We start from the raw sequence: 17,527 nt of genomic DNA, 5'->3' as shown, positions 1-17,527 counted from the left end.
CCTCATTTGCTGGCAGATGCAGAATAATTGTCATGATATTATTTTACGAATTGACATGATTTTGCTGGGCCGTCATCGTTAGGTTATTGCTTGTCTCAAAAGGGAGAGACATGAATGCCTGCGCCCATCATCCGCATCGACAACATCGTCAAGAGATACGGCCCGCTGACCGTGCTCGACGGCCTGTCGATGAATGTCATGCCGGGCGAGAAACTGGCGCTGATCGGGCCGTCCGGCTCCGGTAAGACGACGATCCTGCGCATCCTGATGACCCTCGAGACGATCAGCGGCGGCCATATTGAGGTGGATGGCGAACAGCTCTACCACATGCCGAACGGCGGCGGGCTGGTGGCGGCCGATGAACGCCATTTGCATCGGATGCGCGAGAAGATCGGCATGGTCTTTCAGCACTTCAACCTGTTCCCGCACAAATGTGTGCTCGACAATGTGACTTTGGCGCCGATGCTGACCAAGGGCGTCAAGCGGCCCGAAGCCGAAAAGCGGGCAATGGAACTTCTCGACATGGTCGGCCTGGCCGATAAGGCCCGCAGCGTCCCGGCACAGCTTTCCGGCGGCCAGAAGCAGCGCGTCGCCATCGCCCGGGCGCTGGCGTTGTCGCCGAAGATCATGCTTTTCGACGAGGTGACCTCGGCGCTCGACCCGGAGCTGGTCGAGGAGGTGCTGAACGTCATGCGCCGCCTCGCCTCCGAGACCGACATGACGATGCTTCTCGTCACCCACGAAATGGGCTTCGCCCATGACTTCGCCGATCGCGTGCTGTTTTTCGATCGCGGCAGGATCGTTGAGGAAGGCAAGCCCGGCGACATTTTTCGCAATCCGACGCAGGAGAGGACGCAGACCTTCCTGCGCAAGATCATCGCGGCAGGGCACCGCGTCTGACATCAGAGATCGCCCGCAAAAACAAAACGCAAGGAAAGTCAGAGGAGTTGGGAACGATGAAAGCAGGATATCTTTTGAGCGCCGTCGGCCTGTCGGTGCTGCTGGCGGCCGGCCAGGCTTCGGCCGCTGATGACAAGCTCGAGCAACTGAAGGAACAGGGTTTTGCCCGTATCGCAATTGCCAACGAGCCGCCGTTCACGGCCGTCGGGGCCGATGGCAAGGTTTCAGGCGCCGCGCCCGATGTGGCGCGCGTGATCTTCGAAAAGCTCGGTGTCAAGGAAGTGGTCGCCTCGATCTCCGAATACGGCGCGATGATTCCCGGCCTGCAGGCCGGCCGTCACGATGCGATCACGGCAGGTCTCTTCATGAAGCCCGAACGATGCAATGCCGTCGCCTATTCGGAGCCGATTCTGTGCGACGCCGAAGCCTTTGCTCTCAAGAAGGGCAACCCGTTGAAACTGACGAGCTACAAGGATATCGCCGACAACCCCAACGCCAAGATCGGCGCGCCGGGCGGTGGCACGGAGGAGAAGCTGGCGCTGGAAGCAGGCGTGCCGCGTGACCGCGTCATTGTCGTTCCGGATGGGCAGAGCGGCATCAAGATGCTGCAGGACGGCCGCATCGACGTCTATTCGCTGCCGGTTTTGTCGATCCATGACCTGTTGGCCAAGGCGAACGACCCGAATTTGGAAACCGTCGCTCCGGTCGTCAACGCACCCGTCTATTGCGATGGCGCGGCCTTCCGCAAACAGGATGTTGCGCTTCGCGATGCCTTCGACGTCGAGCTGAAGAAGCTGAAGGAATCGGGCGAATTCGCCAAGATCATCGAGCCCTATGGCTTTTCGGCCAAGGCGGCGATGTCGACGAGCCGCGAAAAGCTCTGCGCCGCAGCCAAGTAAACGGAAGTGGGCAGCCGGCCATGTGTCCTGTCATGGCCGGTTTGTCCCTAGCACGACCTCCAGAGAAGTGAGTTGCCGATGTCGGTATGGTCCGGCTATCTGACACTGATCCTTCAGGGCGCCCTGGTGACGCTCGAACTGACGATCATGGGCTCGGCGCTGGCCCTCGTCATGGCCTTCGTCGCAGGCCTCGGCCGCCTGTCGCGCTTCTTTGCGCTCCGGGCTCTGGCGACCGCTTATATCGAATTCTTTCGCGGCACCTCGATCTTCGTCCAGCTCTTCTGGGTCTATTTCGTCCTGCCCTTCGCGGGATTGACGCTGACGCCGCTGCAGGCGGGCGTGCTGGCGCTCGGCCTGAATGTCGGCGCCTACGGCGCAGAAGTGGTGCGTGGCGCCGTCAGGGCCGTCGGGCGCGAACAGTCGGAAGCCTGCATCGCGCTGAACCTGTCGCGATACCAACGCATGCGCCATGTCATCCTGCCGCAGGCCTTGCCCCTGATGCTGCCGACCTTCTGCAACAATGCGATCGAGCTTTTGAAAGGCACGGCCGTCGTGTCGCTGATCTCGCTGACCGACATGACCTTCCAGGCGCAAGTGGTGCGGGCACAGACGGGCAATACTCTGGTGCCTTTCGCAACGATCCTCATCCTCTATTTCCTCATGGCCTCCGCCATCTCGGCGGGCATGCGCCTGTTGGAGCGGCGGATGACACGCGGCCTCGACGGCATGAGGACCTGATCAATATGGAATGGGATTGGGATTTCGTCTGGCACATCATGCCGACCCTTCTCGAAGGGTTCAAGATCACCATTCTTGCCACCGTTCTCGGCGCCGCGGTCGCGATGATCGTCGGGCTCTTCCTCGCTATCGCGCGGCGATCATCGGTCGCAGCCCTATCAAAGACGGTCGGCTTCGTTTCCGAGTTCATTCGCGGGACGCCGCTGCTGGTGCAGCTCTATTTCATCTTCTACGTCCTGCCGGATATCGGCGTCCGGCTGTCGCCGCTGGTTGCCGGCGTCATCGGCATCGGTATTCACTATGCGACCTATACGGCGGAGGTCTATCGCGCCGGCATCGAGAACGTCTCGCGCGGACAATGGGAGGCGGCCAAGGCCACCAATCTGACGACGCGCCAGGCCTGGATCCACGTAATCCTGCCGCAGGCGATCCCGCCGATGATCCCGGCGCTCGCCAATTATTTCATCGCCATGTTCAAGGAGACGCCGCTGCTGTCGGCGATCACCGTGCTGGAATTGATGAACCAGGCCAAGAGCATCGCCAACAGCAACTATCGCTATATCGAACCGATGACGCTGGTCGGCGTCTTCTTCCTCGTCATCAGCTTGATATCGGTTGTCGGATTGCGCTGGCTCGAGGAGCGCTATGCCAGGGTGGACGACTGACATGACGGCATCGATCGAGATCATTCCCGCCGGCCGACTGCCACGGCTGGATGACCGGCCGCTGGAAAAGCGCATCGGCCTCGTCATTCTTGCCACCGACCACACGACGGAAGCCGATTTCCGGCGCATGGTCGCCAGCGACCGCATCGGCGTCTATGTCGGCCGCATCCATTACGCCAATCCGGTGACACCGGAAAATCTCCTGGAGATGCAGCCATCGCTGACGCAGGGCGCTGGGCTCATTCTGCCGGATGAGGCGTTGGATGTCGTCATGTATTCCTGCACCTCGGCCTCGGTCGTCATCGGCGACGGCAAAATCGAAGCGGCGATCCATGCGGCCAAACCGGGCGCTTGCGTGGTGACGCCGACGGCGGCGGCGGTAAGAGCCCTGAAGGTACTCGGCGCCAGGCAGATTTCCGTGCTGACGCCCTATACGATCGAAACCAGTCGGCCGATGGCGGACTATTTCACGCGACTCGGCTTTGCGATCGACCGCTTCACCTGCCTCGGCCTCAGCGACGACCGCGAGATGGCGCGGATCGCATTGGATGAAATCGCAGCCTTCGCGCGGCAGGCACTGGCGCCGCAATCCGATGCGCTGTTCATCTCCTGCACCGCCGTGCGCGCCGCCCAGGTCGCTGCCCGTATCGAAGCGGAGACCGGCAAGCCGGTGGTGACCAGCAATCTCGCGACCGCCTGGGCGTGCCTCAGGCTTTGCGGCGACGATCAGGCGCGGCCCGAGCTCGGTCAGCTGATGACCAGGCCCTATGGGGAAGGGTGAGAGCATGGAAGGCGCCTTGCCGGTTTCGTTGGAGGATATCCGCGCTGCGGCGCATCGGATCGCCGGCCGCATTGCCGAAACACCGATGGTGCCGTCGGCATCACTCGGCGAGATCGCCGGTGTTCCGGTCTGGCTGAAGCTCGAACATCATCAGACGACGGGCAGTTTCAAGCTTCGCGGGGCAACCAATGCGGTAGTGTCATTGTCGCCGGCGGAACGCGCGCGCGGCGTCGTCGCCGCCTCGACGGGCAATCACGGCCGGGCGCTTGCCTACGCAGCGAAGGCACAAGGCATGGTCGCGACGATCTGCATGTCGCGGCTGGTGCCGGAGAACAAGGTTTTGGAAATCCGCCGACTCGGCGCCGATGTGCGCATCGTCGGTCGGTCACAGGACGAGGCGCAGGGGGAAGTTGACCGGCTGGTGCGCGAAGAAGGGCTGGTAATGGTCCCGCCTTTTGATCATCCCGCTGTCGTGGCCGGTCAGGGGACGCTGGGGCTCGAAATCGTCAACGCATTGCCGGAGACAGCTACGGTTCTGGTGCCGCTCTCGGGCGGCGGCCTTGCCGCGGGCGTCGCCGCGGCGATCAAGGGCGTCAATCCGAAGACGAAAGTGATCGGCCTGACAATGGAACGGGGCGCGGCGATGAAAGCGAGCCTCGATGCTGGACGGCCGGTGCAGGTCGAGGAGGTGAGCAGCCTTGCCGACTCGCTCGGCGGCGGCATCGGCCCCGACAATCAGGTGACTTTCGCCATGTGCCGCGCGCTTCTCGACGACGTCCTGCTGTTGACGGAGGCGGAGATCGCCGCCGGCATGCGCCATGCCTATGCCCGCGAAGATGAGATCGTCGAGGGCGCGGGAGCGGTCGGAATAGCAGCGCTGCTGGCGGGAAAGATCCGCTCTGCAAGTCCGGTCGTTGCGATCCTTTCCGGGCGAAATGTCGACATGGAACAGCACCGCCGGGTGATTAACGGCGAGGGTGCAGCGTTCGCGGAGGATAGCCCATGAGCAGCATGATCATTCTGACGGAAGCGGAATTGCGCAGGATCGTGGTGCTCGATCCCGATGCGGTCGCCTGCGTCGAGCAGGCTTTCGCGGCGCTTGCAACGAAAGCGGTGGCCATGCCGCCGATTTTGCGGCTCGACATTCCAGAGTATCGGGGTGAGGTCGACGTGAAGACGGCCTACGTCCCCGGCATCGAAGGTTTCGCGATCAAGATCAGCCCTGGTTTCTTCGACAATCCAAAGATCGGCCTGCCGAGCACCAATGGCATGATGGTGCTGCTGTCGAGCCGGACCGGCCTGGTGCAGGCGCTGCTTCTGGACAATGGCTATCTCACCGACGTGCGTACCGCGGCAGCCGGCGCCGTCGCGGCGAAATACCTGTCGCGGGAAAATTCCGGCGTGGCCGCAATTTTCGGCGCCGGTATGCAGGCTCGGCTGCAGCTCGAAGCGCTGACGCTGGTGCGGCCCATTACCGAAGCCAGGATCTGGGCGCGTGATGCCGCAAAGGCACGAAAGGCAGCGGCGGAATTGAGCGGAAAACTCGGCTTTCCCGTCATTGCGATGTCGGCTCCGAGAGAAGCGATGTCCGGCTCTGATATTGTCGTGACCACCACACCGGCGGAAACCCCCATCCTCGAAGCGGGGTGGCTCGAACCTGGGCAGCATCTGACGGCTATGGGGTCGGATGCGGAGCACAAGAACGAGATCGATCCCGCAGCTATCGCCCACGCGAGCCTTTATGTCGCCGACAGCCTGAAGCAGACGCGCCGTCTCGGCGAACTGCACCATGCAATCGATGCCGGTCTGGTCTCAGCCGATGCCGATTTTGCCGAACTCGGCCGGATTGTTGCCCGTCAGATACCGGCCAGGACGAGCAATGATCAGATCACCATAGCCGACCTCACCGGAACCGGCATCCAGGATACAGCCATCGCCACACTCGCCTTCGCCCGCGCCGGCGCGGCGGATGCCGGCACCCCATTCGACAGCTGACCGGCGCGGAGCCGCAAAAGAAGGGAAGAGACATGACCCAGCCCAATCTGAAGTTTTCGCTCGGCGAATATGCCGCGCGGCTGGAAAAAACACGGCGCGCCATGGAGGCGAAGGGTGTCGACCTGCTTGTTGTCAGCGACCCCTCGAACATGGCTTGGCTGACAGGCTATGACGGTTGGTCCTTCTACGTGCACCAGGCCGTGATCGTGCCGCCGCAGGGGGAGCCGATCTGGTTCGGCCGAGGCCAGGACGCCAATGGCGCCAAGCTCACCGCCTATCTCAAGCACGACAATATCGTCGGCTATCCCGATCACTACGTGCAATCCACCGAACGCCATCCGATGGATTACCTATCCGGCATCCTGGAGGAGCGCGGCTTCGCAAAGCTGACGATCGGCGTCGAAATGGACAATTACTGGTTCTCGGCGGCCGCCTTCGCCGCACTGCAGAAGCATCTGCCGAACGCGCGCTTCGTCGACGCGACTGCGCTGGTCAACTGGCAGCGCGCGGTCAAGAGCGAGACGGAGATCAAATACATGCGCAATGCGGCCCGGATCGTGGAAGCCATGCACGCCCGCATCTTCGACAAGATCGAGGTGGGCATGCGTAAATGCGATCTGGTGGCGGAAATCTACGACGCCGGCACCCGCGGCGTCGATGGCATCGGCGGCGACTATCCGGCGATCGTGCCGCTGCTGCCATCCGGCGTCGAAGCATCCGCACCGCATCTGACCTGGGACGACCGGCCGTTGAAGAAGGGAGAGGGCACCTTCTTCGAGATCGCCGGCTGCTACAACCGCTATCATCTGCCGCTGTCGCGCACGGTCTTCCTCGGCAAGCCGACGCAGGCCTTTCTCGACGCCGAAAAGGCGACACTGGAAGGCATGGAAGCCGGTCTTGCGGTCGCCAGACCCGGCAATAGCTGCGAGGATATCGCCAATGCCTTCTTCGCAGTGCTGAAAAAATACGGGATCGTCAAAGACAATCGTACGGGTTACCCGATCGGGCTTTCCTATCCGCCGGACTGGGGCGAGCGAACCATGAGCCTGCGGCCGGGCGACCGGACGGAACTGAAGCCCGGCATGACCTTCCATTTCATGACCGGCCTCTGGCTCGAGGACATGGGTTTCGAAACGACGGAGAGCATCCTCATCACCGAGAGCGGTGTCGAATGCCTCGCTAGCGTTCCGCGCAAGCTGATGGTCAAGGATTGAGGCCGTCATGACAGACACTGGTTTGCGGCCGTCGCCGATCAGCGCGACGGTAGATTTTGCCGCCGAGGGCGTCCAGCACGGGTTCCTCCGGCTGCCGTACAGTCGTGACGATTCCGCTTGGGGCTCGGTAATGGTTCCGATAACCGTCGTCAGGAACGGCCAGGGACCGACGGCGCTTCTGACTGGCGGCAATCATGGGGACGAATATGAAGGGCCAATCGCGCTCTTCGATCTCGCCCGCTCGCTGCGAGCCGACGAAGTCAGTGGCGCTGTCATCATCGTGCCGGCGATGAATTACCCGGCATTCCTGGCGGGAACCAGAACGTCGCCGATCGACAGGGGCAACATGAACCGCAGCTTTCCGGGCCGTCCGGACGGCACGGTGACAGAAAAGATCGCCGATTATTTCCAGCGCGTGCTTCTGCCGATGGCCGATTTCGTTCTCGACTTCCACTCCGGCGGCAAGACGCTCGATTTCCTCCCGTTTTGCGCAGCGCACATCCTGCCGAACAAACAGCAGGAAGCACAGGCTTTTGAATTCGTGACAGCCTTTGCCGCACCCTATTCGATGAAGATGCTGGAGATCGATGCGGTCGGCATGTACGACACGGCAGCCGAGGAAATGGGTAAGATCTTCATCACGACCGAGCTCGGCGGTGGCGGTACCGCCACGGCCAGAAGTGCGGCGATCGCCAAACGCGGCACCATGAATGTGCTGAGGCATGCGGGTATCGTCTCCGGCGCCGTCGACAGCAGTCCGACGAACTGGCTCGACATGCCGGACAGCCGCTGTTTCTCCTTCGCAGAACAGGGCGGATTGATCGAACCTACCATCGACCTCGGTGAAGCGGTTGCCGAAGATGCCGTCATCGCCCGCATCTATCCCACAGGAAAGACCGGAGAGGCGCCACGCGAAATCCGTGCCGCCATGGATGGTATTCTCTGTGCCCGGCATTTCCCGGGCCTGGTCAAATCAGGCGACTGCGTTGGCGTCGTGGCGGTTGTGACGAACTGAAAAGACGACAGGCAGCGTGAGATAAGTTTCACCTGCCGATGAACGTCACGCCGCCTTCTGCGATTTCGACCTGGCGGTTGCCGCATCGGTTTGGAAGCGGCTGACAATTCCTTCCAGCGTCTGCGTCTGGCTTCCGAGCGCACGGCAGGCCGAGACCGTTTCGGCGGCCATGGCGGCATTGCGCTGAGTGACCTCATCGAGCGCGTTGACAGAGGCATTGATTTCCCCGATCGCGAGCGCCTGCTCTGAGGAAACCGAAACGATGCGGGCGATCAGCCCGGCGACTTGCTCGACCTGGCCTTCGATTTCCATAAGCGCCTTGCCGGTGCGGTTGACGAGCTCCACACCGGTGGAAACATGAGACGATGAGGTGGAAATCAGGGATCTAATCTCCTTGGCGGCGTTGGCTGAGCGAAGAGCAAGCTCACGCACTTCCTGGGCCACAACGGCAAAGCCTTTGCCGGCTTCGCCTGCGCGGGCGGCTTCGACGCCGGCGTTGAGCGCCAGAAGGTTGGTCTGGAAGGCGATCTCGTCGATGACGTTGACGATCTCGCCGATCTGGGTGGACGAACCTTCGATCTTTTGCATGGCGGCGATCGCATCGCGAACGATGGCGGCCGAATGTTCTGCGCTGCTGCGGGTCTCCGCCATCATGCCGGTCGCCTTGCCTGCATGGTTCGAAGCGTCCTTGGCCTTGGCGTTCATTTCGCCGAGCGCGCTCGCTGCCTCTTCAAGCATGGCGGCCTGCTGTTCGGTGCGCGATGCAAGGCTGTCGGCGGCATCCGTGATGCCGGAGGAGGAAGTGCCGACCTGCCTGGAGGTCTGGGCGACCTCCGCCATCGAGACGCAAAGCGCATCCAGGCTGCCGTTGAACTTGGCACGTAGCGTTTCGTAGGCGGGTGCGAAGGCCGTGGTGATCCGGCAATTCAGATTGCCGAGCGAGAGCTGGTCCAGGCCGTAGGTCAGCTCCTCGATCACCGTTTCGCGGCGCTGTTCCTCGGCGGCCTTTTCAGCCATCTGGCTGTGTTCGCGCTGGAATTCCTGGTCGCGAAGCGCCGTCTCGCGCTTTTGAGCATCTTGTCGTTCCAGCGCATTGCGGCGGAACACCGCCACGGCCTTGGACATGGCGCCGATCTCGTCGGAGCGGTCGAAATAGGGAACCTCGGTCGAAAAATCGCCTTCGGCAAGGCTGCCCATATAGGCCTTCATGCCGTCAAGCGGCACAATGGCCCGGCGGCGCAGAAAATAGAGCCCGACCAGCAGCAGGGCGAAAGAGCCGAAGCCCGCGGCGCCAGCATAGACCGTCCAGGTCACGATTTCAGAAGCGGCGTTCTTTTCCTCGCCCTTCAGGAAGGCGTCGGAGTTCGCGACAAGTTTCTCCACAGCATCCTGGTGCGCATGGAAGGCGCCGCGCAATTGCTCGATGGCGCCCTGCGCCTTGTCTTGGTCCTTTGCCTTCAACGCCGGGATGATCTCGCGGTTCATCACGTCCCAGAATGCATCGCCCTTGGTCAGCACATCATTTTCTAGCTCGTCCTTCAAAGCCTGAGGCAGCCGGGTGGACTTCCAATAGGCGCGGCGGTCGTCGTAAGCGGTCTTCAGATTTGCGATCTTGGTAAGATTGATCTCGGTGAGTTCGGGAAATTTGCTGGCCTCGAAAGAGAGCATGTAGGATTCGACAACGAAGAGCGGCGGCGGCAGGATATCGGCAATGAGGTCCTTGCCGTAGATCACCTGCTCGTAAACCGGACCGTTGACCTTCAGCCGTTCGAGTGCCGATTGCTGCAACCCGATCGACATGAAAAGGCCAGTCGAAACAGCGACGCCGAAGGCCACCAAACTGCGCGCAATAGTAAGTGCCAAGACTGTCTCCAAATAACTTTGCGGCTCTCTTCTTCGAGACGCCTGATCTACGTAGAGCATTATTTCTCAAGAACGCTGAAATGTGGTTAATTTCTTATTCGGATGAGAAGTCGACTAACCGTCCTGGCAAGGAGGCAGCCGTCCAAAATTGGGATGGTTGAAGACAACCACATATTTTCGGTACCAAGCCATCACTTGCCATCTTGATGGCTAAACGGGAGCTCGCTATATGTATCGCAAAGGAGCTGATCATGGCTGAACCTCAGCTTTCGGTACGAAGCGCGAGGGCGCGTGATCTTGCCCACCGGCTGGCACGCCGTGAAAACCGGTCGGTTGCCGACATCGTCGAGCGGGCGCTCGAATCCTATGAAATACGCCAGGCCGGCCGGGAGCCGGCGTCATCTTTCTACACCAGGCTTTCGCAGCAAAGCGGAACGGATATCGACCTTGAGACTGTCCTCAAGGAAGGCCGGCAGGCGCATAAGGGCATCGAGCTTTGATTTTTCTCGATACCAACATTGTTTCGGAAACGTTGAGAAAATCACCCGATGAAGCGGTGATCGCATGGCTCGTTCGTCATGATGCTGAATTGGCTCTGCCGACTGTGACGATTGCCGAGGTCGCCTACGGTATCCAGAAGATCCGGCCTGATCAAAGAGCCGAGCGCCTCGAACAAGGACTGTCCGATTGGCGTCGCCGCTTCGCGGACCGGATTTTTGGCCTGACCGAGGAGGCCGCTCTTGCCTATGGTGAGATCATGGGAACCGCAACTCACCAAGGACGCGGCATGTCAGCGCCGGATGGTATGATCGCAGCTATTGCGCGGGTCAATGGCGGTCGACTTGCCACCCGAAACCTGGGCGATTTCGCGACCACGGACCTCGAATTGATCTCCCCTTGGGAGTTTTGATCTCCCGAAGCACTGGAAGCAGGAACCTAATCCGGTGGACGGGTTTTTATAATTGCCGTGGCGTTCGATCCGTTCTGCGACGGCGCTCTCAGGCCAATCGCATCAGCATATGTTGAGCTTGCCGATCTATCGCAGCAGTTCAATCAGCCTGTCCGTATCTTCCTGGCAGAGCCTGCCTGCCTGGATCCTCCCTGGCGTCCGACGGCCGGGCCGTTACAATTCGGCCTTGCTCACATAGCCGCCGCCTCGTGATCCAGATCGGCAACGTTCATGCCGGCGCCGCCATCATCTCTGCTGCCGGAGCCGGACTGATCGAAGCGGTTTATCGCAGCGTCATCAGCTGGGGCATCAATTTGTCGGTGCTGCCGGACGTGTCTAAGTCGACCAGCCCATCGTGGTTGCTTTTTTTTGCTGAAACCGTACTACAGGACAGAATGCCTTAAGATGTGGACGTCGTGTTGCAAAACTGACGAGTTCTCTAAATCGAAATTGCTGATGCCACGACAGAAAAAATCGCCCCGATATTTCAGGCTGCTTTTCAGGATCGTAGGCATGCGTTCCGGCAAAGCGGCCTGATCGTCATGGATATCACCGACGAGAGCTCAGATGAGCCGCGCAAAAGGGGCCGGCCGAAAGTCTCCAGCGACGAAGACAAGCGCACTCATATCGTCGAAGTCGCCCGCCGCGTTTTCGTAAAATACGGCTATGCCGGAAGCACGACGGCAGTGGTCGCCTCGGAGGCGGGTGTTTCCAAGCAGACGCTCTACAAGCTGTTTCAGAGCAAGGAAGAGCTGTTTGCAGCTGTAGTCGGCGCGCATCGGCGCCTCATGCTCGACCTGCCGAGGCCCCCCGAGGATATCCCGATCACGGTGAGTCTCGAGCGTATCTTCATGATCGACATGGACGAGGATACGGATGCGGAACGCGCCGGCTTCCTGCAGCTTGTCTTTCGCGAAGCGACGCAGTTTCCCGAGCTTATCGACATTCTCCAGCGCGAAGGCATACTCACCAGCAGGCAACATCTCGCCGACTGGCTGAGCGATCGCCGGGCGGAAGGCAGGCTGTCGCTGGATGATCCGGAGAGCGGCGCTCGCATGCTGATGGATATGATCTTTGGCGGCATGGGCCCGCCGGAAGGTCGCGTGCAAGCCTGGCCCGACCGGGCACTGATGCTTGCCCATCTTCACCGCTGCATCGCGATCTTCGCCGCCGGCGTCGCGGCCGCTTAGAGCGGTAAAGTGGCGCAGCAACTCTCGCATCCCACGCCGCGCAATCCCTGGATCAAGTGCTTGCCGCCCGAATCTGAGTGCCAGTCTCCCCAACGTGGCTTCATAGGCAACCGTTGCCCGCCACAGCGCTTTCACGAGGAAACACCGGCAAGGTCCCGACGGTCGGTGAAGTCATGAGCGACTACAAGCTCTACTCCTATGCCATGAAGGCCTAGGGCCTCGAAGATATGCCAGGCCTTCATGAAAGAGGTGCTCGAAAGCGACTTAGCCCCAAGGGCGCGCCGCGGGCGAGGAAATCGAAAACCGATCGCAAAATGCTGCGCTGCCGAAAAAATCGCCAAGCCCTCTGCTGCGCGTTTTTTCGGCATGCCCCATTGACAATTCACCGCCGATGGCACTTGATATCGAAATCCAATAAAATAGACAGATGTCCGGTATATTGGATCATCGAAACATCTACAAAGGGGAACGCCATGATCATTTCCTTTCGCAACGGCCTGATGTCGCTGGCCATCGCCGCCTTGGTGTCGACGCCTGTGCTCGCCGAGGGCAGCAAGCTCGACGAAGTGCTGGCCCGCGGCCACCTCGTCCTCGGCACGGGCAGCACCAATGCGCCCTGGCATTTCAAGAGCGCCGACGACAAGCTCCAGGGCTTCGATGTCGACATGGGCCACATCATTGCTAAGGCGCTCTTCGGCGATCCCGAGAAGATCGAATATGTCAACCAGTCCTCGGACGCCCGCATTCCGAACATCACCACGGATAAGGTCGACATCACCTGCCAGTTCATGACGGTTACGGGTGAACGCGCTCAGCAGGTTGCCTTCACCATTCCCTATTATCGTGAGGGCGTCGGTCTGATGCTCAAGGCGGATGGAAAATATGCCGACTACGCCGCCTTGAAGGCGGCCGGCTCGTCGGTCACCATTTCGGTTCTTCAGAACGTCTATGCCGAAGCCATGGTTCATGCCGCATTGCCGGAGGCGGCCGTCGACCAGTACGAATCCGTCGACCTCATCTATCAGGCGCTGGAGTCGGGCCGTGCCGATGCCGCCGCCACGGACCAGTCGTCGCTCGCCTGGTACATGACGCAGAACCCGGGCCGCTACAAGGATGCCGGCTACGGCTGGAACCCACAGACCTATGCCTGCGCCGTCAAGCGTGGTGATCAGGACTGGCTGAACTTCGTCAACACCGCTCTTCACGAAGCGATGACCGGTGTCGAGTTTGACTTTTATGCCAAGTCCTTCAAGACCTGGTTCGGCAAGGATCTGACCCCACCGCAGATCGGCTTTCCGGTTGAGTTCAAGTGAACCGCCATGCGGAGCGGGATTGTTCTCCCGCTCCGCTGCAGTGCGTATTCTGAAAGGGCGGCCCGCATGGGTTACACGCTGAATTTCGCTGCCGTCTGGCGCAATTTCGATTTTCTTTTGAGCGGGCTTGCGCTCAGCCTCGGCCTTGCGGTGATCTCGATCCTGATCGGAGCCGCGATCGGTCTCGTCGTGGCCTTCGCGCTGACATCCAGGCGCCCCTTTGCGGTCCTGCCGGGGCGAATCTATGTCACTGTCATCCGCAACCTGCCGATCCTCGTGCTGGTGCTTTTCGCCTTTTTCGCGCTGCCGCAGATGGGGTTGCGCCTCGACAAGATGAAAAGCTTCGTGCTGGTTCTCTCCCTCTATTCCGGCGCATATCTCGCCGAAGTGTTCCGTGCCGGCCTGCTGTCCATCCCGAGAGGGCTGACGGAAGCCGGCCTCGCCATCGGCCTGACGGGGATGCAGATCCGCAGTTCCATCATCGCGCCGCTGATGCTGCGTAACGTGCTGCCATCGCTCTCCTCGACGATCATCTCGCTCTTCAAGGATACCTCGCTCGCCGCCGCCATCGCCGTGCCCGAGCTGACCTTTGCCGCCCGCAAGATCAATGTGGAGAGCTTCCGCGTCATAGAGACCTGGATCGTTACATCAGCCCTCTATGTCGCGACCTGTTTCCTCATCGCCGCCTTGATGCGCCTCGTCGAGCGCCGCCTGGCCCTGCCGAGATAGTCCCGATGTCTCACACCTTTCTCGAACAACTCTGGATCGCCCGCTACGTCATCATGAACGGCATCGCCATGACGGTGTCGATCTCCCTGCTGGCCATTCTTGCAGGCTCGGTCCTCGGTGTCTTTGTCGGCCTGGCGCTGGTTTACGGCGGCATCGTTTTGCGTCTCCTCGTGCGGGCCTATACTGATATCATCCGGGGGACGCCGGTACTCGTGCTCGTGCTGGCAAGCTATTATGTCTCCGCCGCGGTCGGTCTCGATCTCGGACCCTTTTCTGCCGGTGTGCTCGCGCTTGCCATCTTTTGCTCTTCCCATGTCGGCGAAATCGTGCGCGGAGCGCTTCAGGCGATCCCGAAAGGTCAGACCGAAGCCGCAAAGGCGATCGGCTTGACCTTTACCCAGACTTTCACCTCGGTGCTGTGGCCGCAGGCCATGCGGCAGTGTCTGCCGGCCTGGGTGAATACGGCGGCCGAGATGGTGAAGGCCTCGACGCTGCTCTCCGTCATCGGCGTCGCGGAGCTGCTTCTGCGCACGCAGGAGATTATTTCCCGCAATTTCATGAGCCTCCAGTTCTACTTCCTGGCCGGCGGCCTCTATTTCATCGTCAATTACGGCATCGAGCACTTCGGCAAATATGTCGAGCGCAAGACCGCCCTGCCGTCCTGAGGAGACCTCCGATGGCCAAGACCATTCTCGACATCAAGGGTCTGCGCAAGACTTACGGCATCCACGAAGTTCTCAAAGGCGTTGATTGCGCCGTGCAGGAAGGCGAGGTCATCTCCATCATCGGCTCATCCGGCTCCGGCAAAACCACCTTGCTGCGCTGCGTCAACATGCTTGAGGAATTCCAGGGCGGCACGATCAGCCTGGACGGCGAGGAGATCGGCTATCATGTCGACGGTGCGACGCGGCGGCGCAAGAGCGAGAAGGAGATCGCCCGCCAGCGCGCGCTGACCGGCATGGCTTTTCAGCAGTTCAATCTCTTCCCGCATATGAGTGCGGCCGAAAACGTTATGCTCGGCCTCGTCAAGGTGAAGAAGATGACGAAGCCCGAAGCCCGCGCCGTTGCTGAAAAATGGCTGGATCGGGTCGGCCTTGCTGCCCGTGCCAACCATTATCCGGGCCAGCTCTCCGGCGGCCAACAGCAGCGCGTTGCAATTGCTCGCGCCATCGCCATGTCGCCGCGGCTGATGCTGTTCGACGAGGTCACCTCCGCGCTCGATCCGGAACTGGTGGGCGAAGTGCTGCAGGTAATCAAGGGGCTTGCCGCCGACGGCATGACCATGCTGCTCGTCACCCACGAGATGCGTTTTGCCTACGAGGTTTCCTCCCGCGTGATCTTCATGAACCAGGGCGTCATCTGCGAAGAGGGCGATCCGAAGGAAATGTTCGTGCGCCCAAAGACCGAGCGGTTGGCGGAATTTCTCAAAACTTCGAGCTTCAATTAATAGGACGTCATCCGCGATACGGTTTTCATCGAGACCGCAGGTCTTGATGTGGTCGATCTACCGGCTTCGGCGGGTTATACCTCCGCCCCGGTTGGAAGGTCGGATCTGGTCTTTGGCTGCCGGCATCGGTAACAGGTCGATGCCCGGGGCAGGGAGCGCGCACAAATTCCGTTCAGGCTGCATTCCCCGCAGGCAAATCTCCCGCGAAAAATCCGAGGCACGTTGAAAATCCTGAACCCGGGATTTTGGCACGAGCTTTGCTTTCTGTCTTGTATGCAAGATAGCCACACATCCGAGACCACGCAGAAGTCCATTGAGGCAACGATCGTCTCGGGCATCCTTTCCGCCAAGATTCGCCCAGGCACGCGTCTTGGCGAAAACCAGCTGGCAGTGCTCTTTGGCGTGTCCCGAACCCGCGTGCGTGAAGCCATGATGCGCCTGGAGACTCGCGGCATCGTGCATGTCAGCCCTCGGCGAGGCTGGTTCGTTGTCGAGCCGTCCGCTGAAGACGCGATCGCCGTCTATGAGGCAAGGCGTATCGTCGAGGCCGGATTGCTGCGCAGCATGGGTGTGCTGACGGACGAGGGGCGCAGGGCTCTCGACACCCATCTGAACGAGGAACGGACTGCAATGGCGGCGGGCGACCGCCAGCGCCTGACCTATTTGATGGGCGATTTCCACATCCGCATCGCCGAATTGAGCGGGAACGCCATCATTGTCGATATTCTCCGCGACCTCACAGCCAGAACGATCCTTATTTCGATGCTCTATCAATCCGAATTTCATGCGGCGCAGTCTCACGCCGGGCACTGCCGCATTTTTGAGGCGATGCAGGCAGGTGATTTCGTCAGAGCTGCGGAGCTCTCCGTCGAACATCTTGACGAAGTGGAAATGGGCCTCGACCTCACCGCGCGCCCGGATCCGCTTTCGGATCTGCGTCATTCCCTATCGCTTCCGCCCAAGAGCGCGTCCTCAGTCTTCCAACAGCCAGACCCAAAAATCGCACGTTTAAAGGAGCAATGACACATGCTGACAAGACGAATCTTCTTCGCAATCGCGGCTTTCGCCGCGACCTTCAGCTTCAACTCGCCGTCTCACGCCGATGCTCTCGCCGACATTACGGCCCGCGGTACGCTGCGTGTCGCGGTCCCGCAGGATTTCCCCCCGTTCGGCAGTGTCGGCACCGACATGGCGCCGATGGGCTACGATATCGACGTGGCCAACCTCATTGCCGAAAAGCTGGGCGTCAAAGCCGAGCTCGTGCCGGTCACAAGCGCCAACCGCATTCCTTATCTGCAGACGAACAAGGTCGATCTCGTCATCTCAAGCCTCGGCAAGAACCCGGATCGCGAAAAGGTGATCGATTTCTCGGTCGCCTATGCGCCCTTCTTCAACGGCGTGTTCGGGCCGGCTGATCTTTCGGTCGCCAAGGCGGAAGATCTCGCGGGCAAGAGCGTCGGCGTCACACGCGGCGCCGTGGAGGATCTCGAACTGACGAAGATCGCGCCGGCCGACGCAACGATCAAGCGTTACGAGGACAATAACGGCACCATCTCGGCGTTCCTGTCCGGCCAGGTCGACATCGTCGCCACCGGCAACGTCGTGGCGGCCGCGATCCTCGCCAAAAATCCTCCCAAGCGCCCTGAGCTGAAGTTCCTCATCAAGAATTCGCCCTGCTACATCGGCCTCAATAAGGAGCAGGCCGCGCTGCTGGAGAAAGTCAACGGCATTGTCGCCGCCGCCAAAGCCGATGGCACGCTGAACGCCATATCGCAAAAGTGGCTCGGCGCTGATCTGCCGTCCGATCTGTAGGGAAACCGGGTGTTGCG

General features: G+C 60.7%; 20 protein-coding genes. 19 read left to right on the top strand and 1 reads right to left on the bottom strand.

Translation table 11 applies throughout. The features are described 5' to 3' along the window. Positions 1–114: 114 nt before the first annotated feature. The 9 genes from ehuA to doeB all read left to right on the top strand — a co-directional run bounded on the left by ehuA (position 115) and on the right by doeB (position 8,207). Positions 115–900, top strand: a complete 786-nt coding sequence (gene ehuA, locus J0663_RS22925; RefSeq protein WP_207245196.1) for an ectoine/hydroxyectoine ABC transporter ATP-binding protein EhuA — start codon at positions 115–117, stop codon at positions 898–900. A 56-nt stretch (positions 901–956) separates the two neighbouring features. Further along, positions 957–1,799 (top strand): ectoine/hydroxyectoine ABC transporter substrate-binding protein EhuB, encoded by an 843-nt coding sequence (gene ehuB / locus J0663_RS22920; protein WP_207245195.1) that lies wholly within the window; start codon positions 957–959, stop codon positions 1,797–1,799. A 78-nt stretch (positions 1,800–1,877) separates the two neighbouring features. Next, entirely contained in the window at positions 1,878–2,537 is a 660-nt protein-coding gene (gene ehuC / locus J0663_RS22915; RefSeq protein ID WP_207245194.1) for an ectoine/hydroxyectoine ABC transporter permease subunit EhuC, read from the top strand. A gap of 5 nt (positions 2,538–2,542) precedes the next feature. Beyond that, the gene (ehuD, locus tag J0663_RS22910) at positions 2,543–3,202 is read left to right on the top strand and encodes an ectoine/hydroxyectoine ABC transporter permease subunit EhuD (RefSeq protein WP_207245193.1); all 660 of its coding nucleotides are present in this window, start codon (positions 2,543–2,545) and stop codon (positions 3,200–3,202) included. Position 3,203: 1 nt separating this feature from the next. Then, complete coding sequence (gene eutA / locus J0663_RS22905; protein ID WP_207245192.1) at positions 3,204–3,983, top strand: ectoine utilization protein EutA; 780 nt, start codon at positions 3,204–3,206, stop codon at positions 3,981–3,983. Positions 3,984–3,987: 4 nt separating this feature from the next. After that, a complete protein-coding gene (gene eutB / locus J0663_RS22900) occupies positions 3,988–4,989 on the top strand; it encodes a hydroxyectoine utilization dehydratase EutB (RefSeq protein WP_207245191.1) in 1,002 nt (333 codons plus the stop codon). Beyond that, positions 4,986–5,978, top strand: coding sequence for an ectoine utilization protein EutC (gene eutC, locus J0663_RS22895; protein ID WP_207245190.1), 993 nt, complete (start codon positions 4,986–4,988; stop codon positions 5,976–5,978). Before eutB ends, eutC begins: the two co-directional genes overlap by 4 nt. A 32-nt stretch (positions 5,979–6,010) precedes the next feature. Further along, positions 6,011–7,192: an ectoine hydrolase DoeA gene (gene doeA / locus J0663_RS22890; RefSeq protein WP_207245188.1), complete on the top strand. Its 1,182-nt coding sequence runs from the start codon at positions 6,011–6,013 to the stop codon at positions 7,190–7,192. Between the two features lie 7 nt (positions 7,193–7,199). Then, positions 7,200–8,207 carry a N(2)-acetyl-L-2,4-diaminobutanoate deacetylase DoeB gene (gene doeB, locus J0663_RS22885; protein WP_207245180.1) on the top strand — a complete coding sequence of 336 codons (1,008 nt, stop codon included), beginning with the start codon at positions 7,200–7,202 and terminating at the stop codon, positions 8,205–8,207. A 45-nt stretch (positions 8,208–8,252) separates the two neighbouring features. Here the strand turns inward: doeB and J0663_RS22880 are convergent, their stop codons facing one another. Continuing rightward, complete coding sequence (locus J0663_RS22880; protein ID WP_207245172.1) at positions 8,253–10,070, bottom strand: methyl-accepting chemotaxis protein; 1,818 nt, start codon at positions 10,068–10,070, stop codon at positions 8,253–8,255. Between the two features lie 251 nt (positions 10,071–10,321). Between J0663_RS22880 and J0663_RS22875 the strand changes: the two genes are divergently transcribed. The 10 genes from J0663_RS22875 (at position 10,322) to J0663_RS22830 (ending at position 17,510) form a co-directional block, all read left to right on the top strand. Then, positions 10,322–10,570, top strand: coding sequence for a plasmid stabilization protein (locus tag J0663_RS22875; protein WP_207245170.1), 249 nt, complete (start codon positions 10,322–10,324; stop codon positions 10,568–10,570). Continuing rightward, positions 10,567–10,980, top strand: coding sequence for a type II toxin-antitoxin system VapC family toxin (locus tag J0663_RS22870; protein WP_207245162.1), 414 nt, complete (start codon positions 10,567–10,569; stop codon positions 10,978–10,980). Before J0663_RS22875 ends, J0663_RS22870 begins: the two co-directional genes overlap by 4 nt. A 248-nt stretch (positions 10,981–11,228) precedes the next feature. After that, entirely contained in the window at positions 11,229–11,423 is a 195-nt protein-coding gene (locus J0663_RS22865; RefSeq protein WP_207245161.1) for a hypothetical protein, read from the top strand. A 138-nt stretch (positions 11,424–11,561) separates the two neighbouring features. Continuing rightward, a complete protein-coding gene (locus J0663_RS22860; protein WP_207245159.1) occupies positions 11,562–12,209 on the top strand; it encodes a TetR/AcrR family transcriptional regulator in 648 nt (215 codons plus the stop codon). Between the two features lie 473 nt (positions 12,210–12,682). Then, positions 12,683–13,522 (top strand): transporter substrate-binding protein, encoded by an 840-nt coding sequence (locus tag J0663_RS22855; RefSeq protein ID WP_207245158.1) that lies wholly within the window; start codon positions 12,683–12,685, stop codon positions 13,520–13,522. A 66-nt stretch (positions 13,523–13,588) separates the two neighbouring features. Beyond that, complete coding sequence (locus tag J0663_RS22850) at positions 13,589–14,251, top strand: amino acid ABC transporter permease (protein WP_207245156.1); 663 nt, start codon at positions 13,589–13,591, stop codon at positions 14,249–14,251. A gap of 5 nt (positions 14,252–14,256) precedes the next feature. Continuing rightward, entirely contained in the window at positions 14,257–14,916 is a 660-nt protein-coding gene (locus J0663_RS22845; protein ID WP_207245154.1) for an amino acid ABC transporter permease, read from the top strand. Positions 14,917–14,927: 11 nt separating this feature from the next. Further along, the gene (locus J0663_RS22840; RefSeq protein ID WP_207245153.1) at positions 14,928–15,698 is read left to right on the top strand and encodes an amino acid ABC transporter ATP-binding protein; all 771 of its coding nucleotides are present in this window, start codon (positions 14,928–14,930) and stop codon (positions 15,696–15,698) included. A 273-nt stretch (positions 15,699–15,971) separates the two neighbouring features. Beyond that, a complete protein-coding gene (locus J0663_RS22835) occupies positions 15,972–16,721 on the top strand; it encodes a GntR family transcriptional regulator (protein ID WP_207245465.1) in 750 nt (249 codons plus the stop codon). A gap of 3 nt (positions 16,722–16,724) precedes the next feature. Next, positions 16,725–17,510 carry a transporter substrate-binding domain-containing protein gene (locus J0663_RS22830; protein ID WP_207245151.1) on the top strand — a complete coding sequence of 262 codons (786 nt, stop codon included), beginning with the start codon at positions 16,725–16,727 and terminating at the stop codon, positions 17,508–17,510. Positions 17,511–17,527: the final 17 nt, after the last annotated feature.

The sequence above is a fragment of the Rhizobium lentis genome (assembly GCF_017352135.1).
In the GTDB taxonomy this organism is placed as follows: domain Bacteria; phylum Pseudomonadota; class Alphaproteobacteria; order Rhizobiales; family Rhizobiaceae; genus Rhizobium; species Rhizobium lentis.
The sequence above is the reverse complement of the archived record's forward strand: the minus strand, read 5'-3'. Positions and strand labels throughout refer to the sequence as shown.

Coding starts and splice junctions, on each gene's coding strand:
- J0663_RS22850 (WP_207245156.1), top strand. CDS start 13,589: ATGGGTTACACGCTGAATTTCGCTGCCGTCTGGCGCAATTTCGATTTT.
- J0663_RS22845 (WP_207245154.1), top strand. CDS start 14,257: ATGTCTCACACCTTTCTCGAACAACTCTGGATCGCCCGCTACGTCATC.
- J0663_RS22860 (WP_207245159.1), top strand. CDS start 11,562: ATGGATATCACCGACGAGAGCTCAGATGAGCCGCGCAAAAGGGGCCGG.
- J0663_RS22875 (WP_207245170.1), top strand. CDS start 10,322: ATGGCTGAACCTCAGCTTTCGGTACGAAGCGCGAGGGCGCGTGATCTT.
- doeA (WP_207245188.1), top strand. CDS start 6,011: ATGACCCAGCCCAATCTGAAGTTTTCGCTCGGCGAATATGCCGCGCGG.
- doeB (WP_207245180.1), top strand. CDS start 7,200: ATGACAGACACTGGTTTGCGGCCGTCGCCGATCAGCGCGACGGTAGAT.
- eutC (WP_207245190.1), top strand. CDS start 4,986: ATGAGCAGCATGATCATTCTGACGGAAGCGGAATTGCGCAGGATCGTG.
- J0663_RS22830 (WP_207245151.1), top strand. CDS start 16,725: ATGCTGACAAGACGAATCTTCTTCGCAATCGCGGCTTTCGCCGCGACC.
- eutB (WP_207245191.1), top strand. CDS start 3,988: ATGGAAGGCGCCTTGCCGGTTTCGTTGGAGGATATCCGCGCTGCGGCG.
- eutA (WP_207245192.1), top strand. CDS start 3,204: ATGACGGCATCGATCGAGATCATTCCCGCCGGCCGACTGCCACGGCTG.
- ehuB (WP_207245195.1), top strand. CDS start 957: ATGAAAGCAGGATATCTTTTGAGCGCCGTCGGCCTGTCGGTGCTGCTG.
- J0663_RS22835 (WP_207245465.1), top strand. CDS start 15,972: ATGCAAGATAGCCACACATCCGAGACCACGCAGAAGTCCATTGAGGCA.
- J0663_RS22855 (WP_207245158.1), top strand. CDS start 12,683: ATGATCATTTCCTTTCGCAACGGCCTGATGTCGCTGGCCATCGCCGCC.
- ehuA (WP_207245196.1), top strand. CDS start 115: ATGCCTGCGCCCATCATCCGCATCGACAACATCGTCAAGAGATACGGC.
- ehuD (WP_207245193.1), top strand. CDS start 2,543: ATGGAATGGGATTGGGATTTCGTCTGGCACATCATGCCGACCCTTCTC.
- J0663_RS22840 (WP_207245153.1), top strand. CDS start 14,928: ATGGCCAAGACCATTCTCGACATCAAGGGTCTGCGCAAGACTTACGGC.
- ehuC (WP_207245194.1), top strand. CDS start 1,878: ATGTCGGTATGGTCCGGCTATCTGACACTGATCCTTCAGGGCGCCCTG.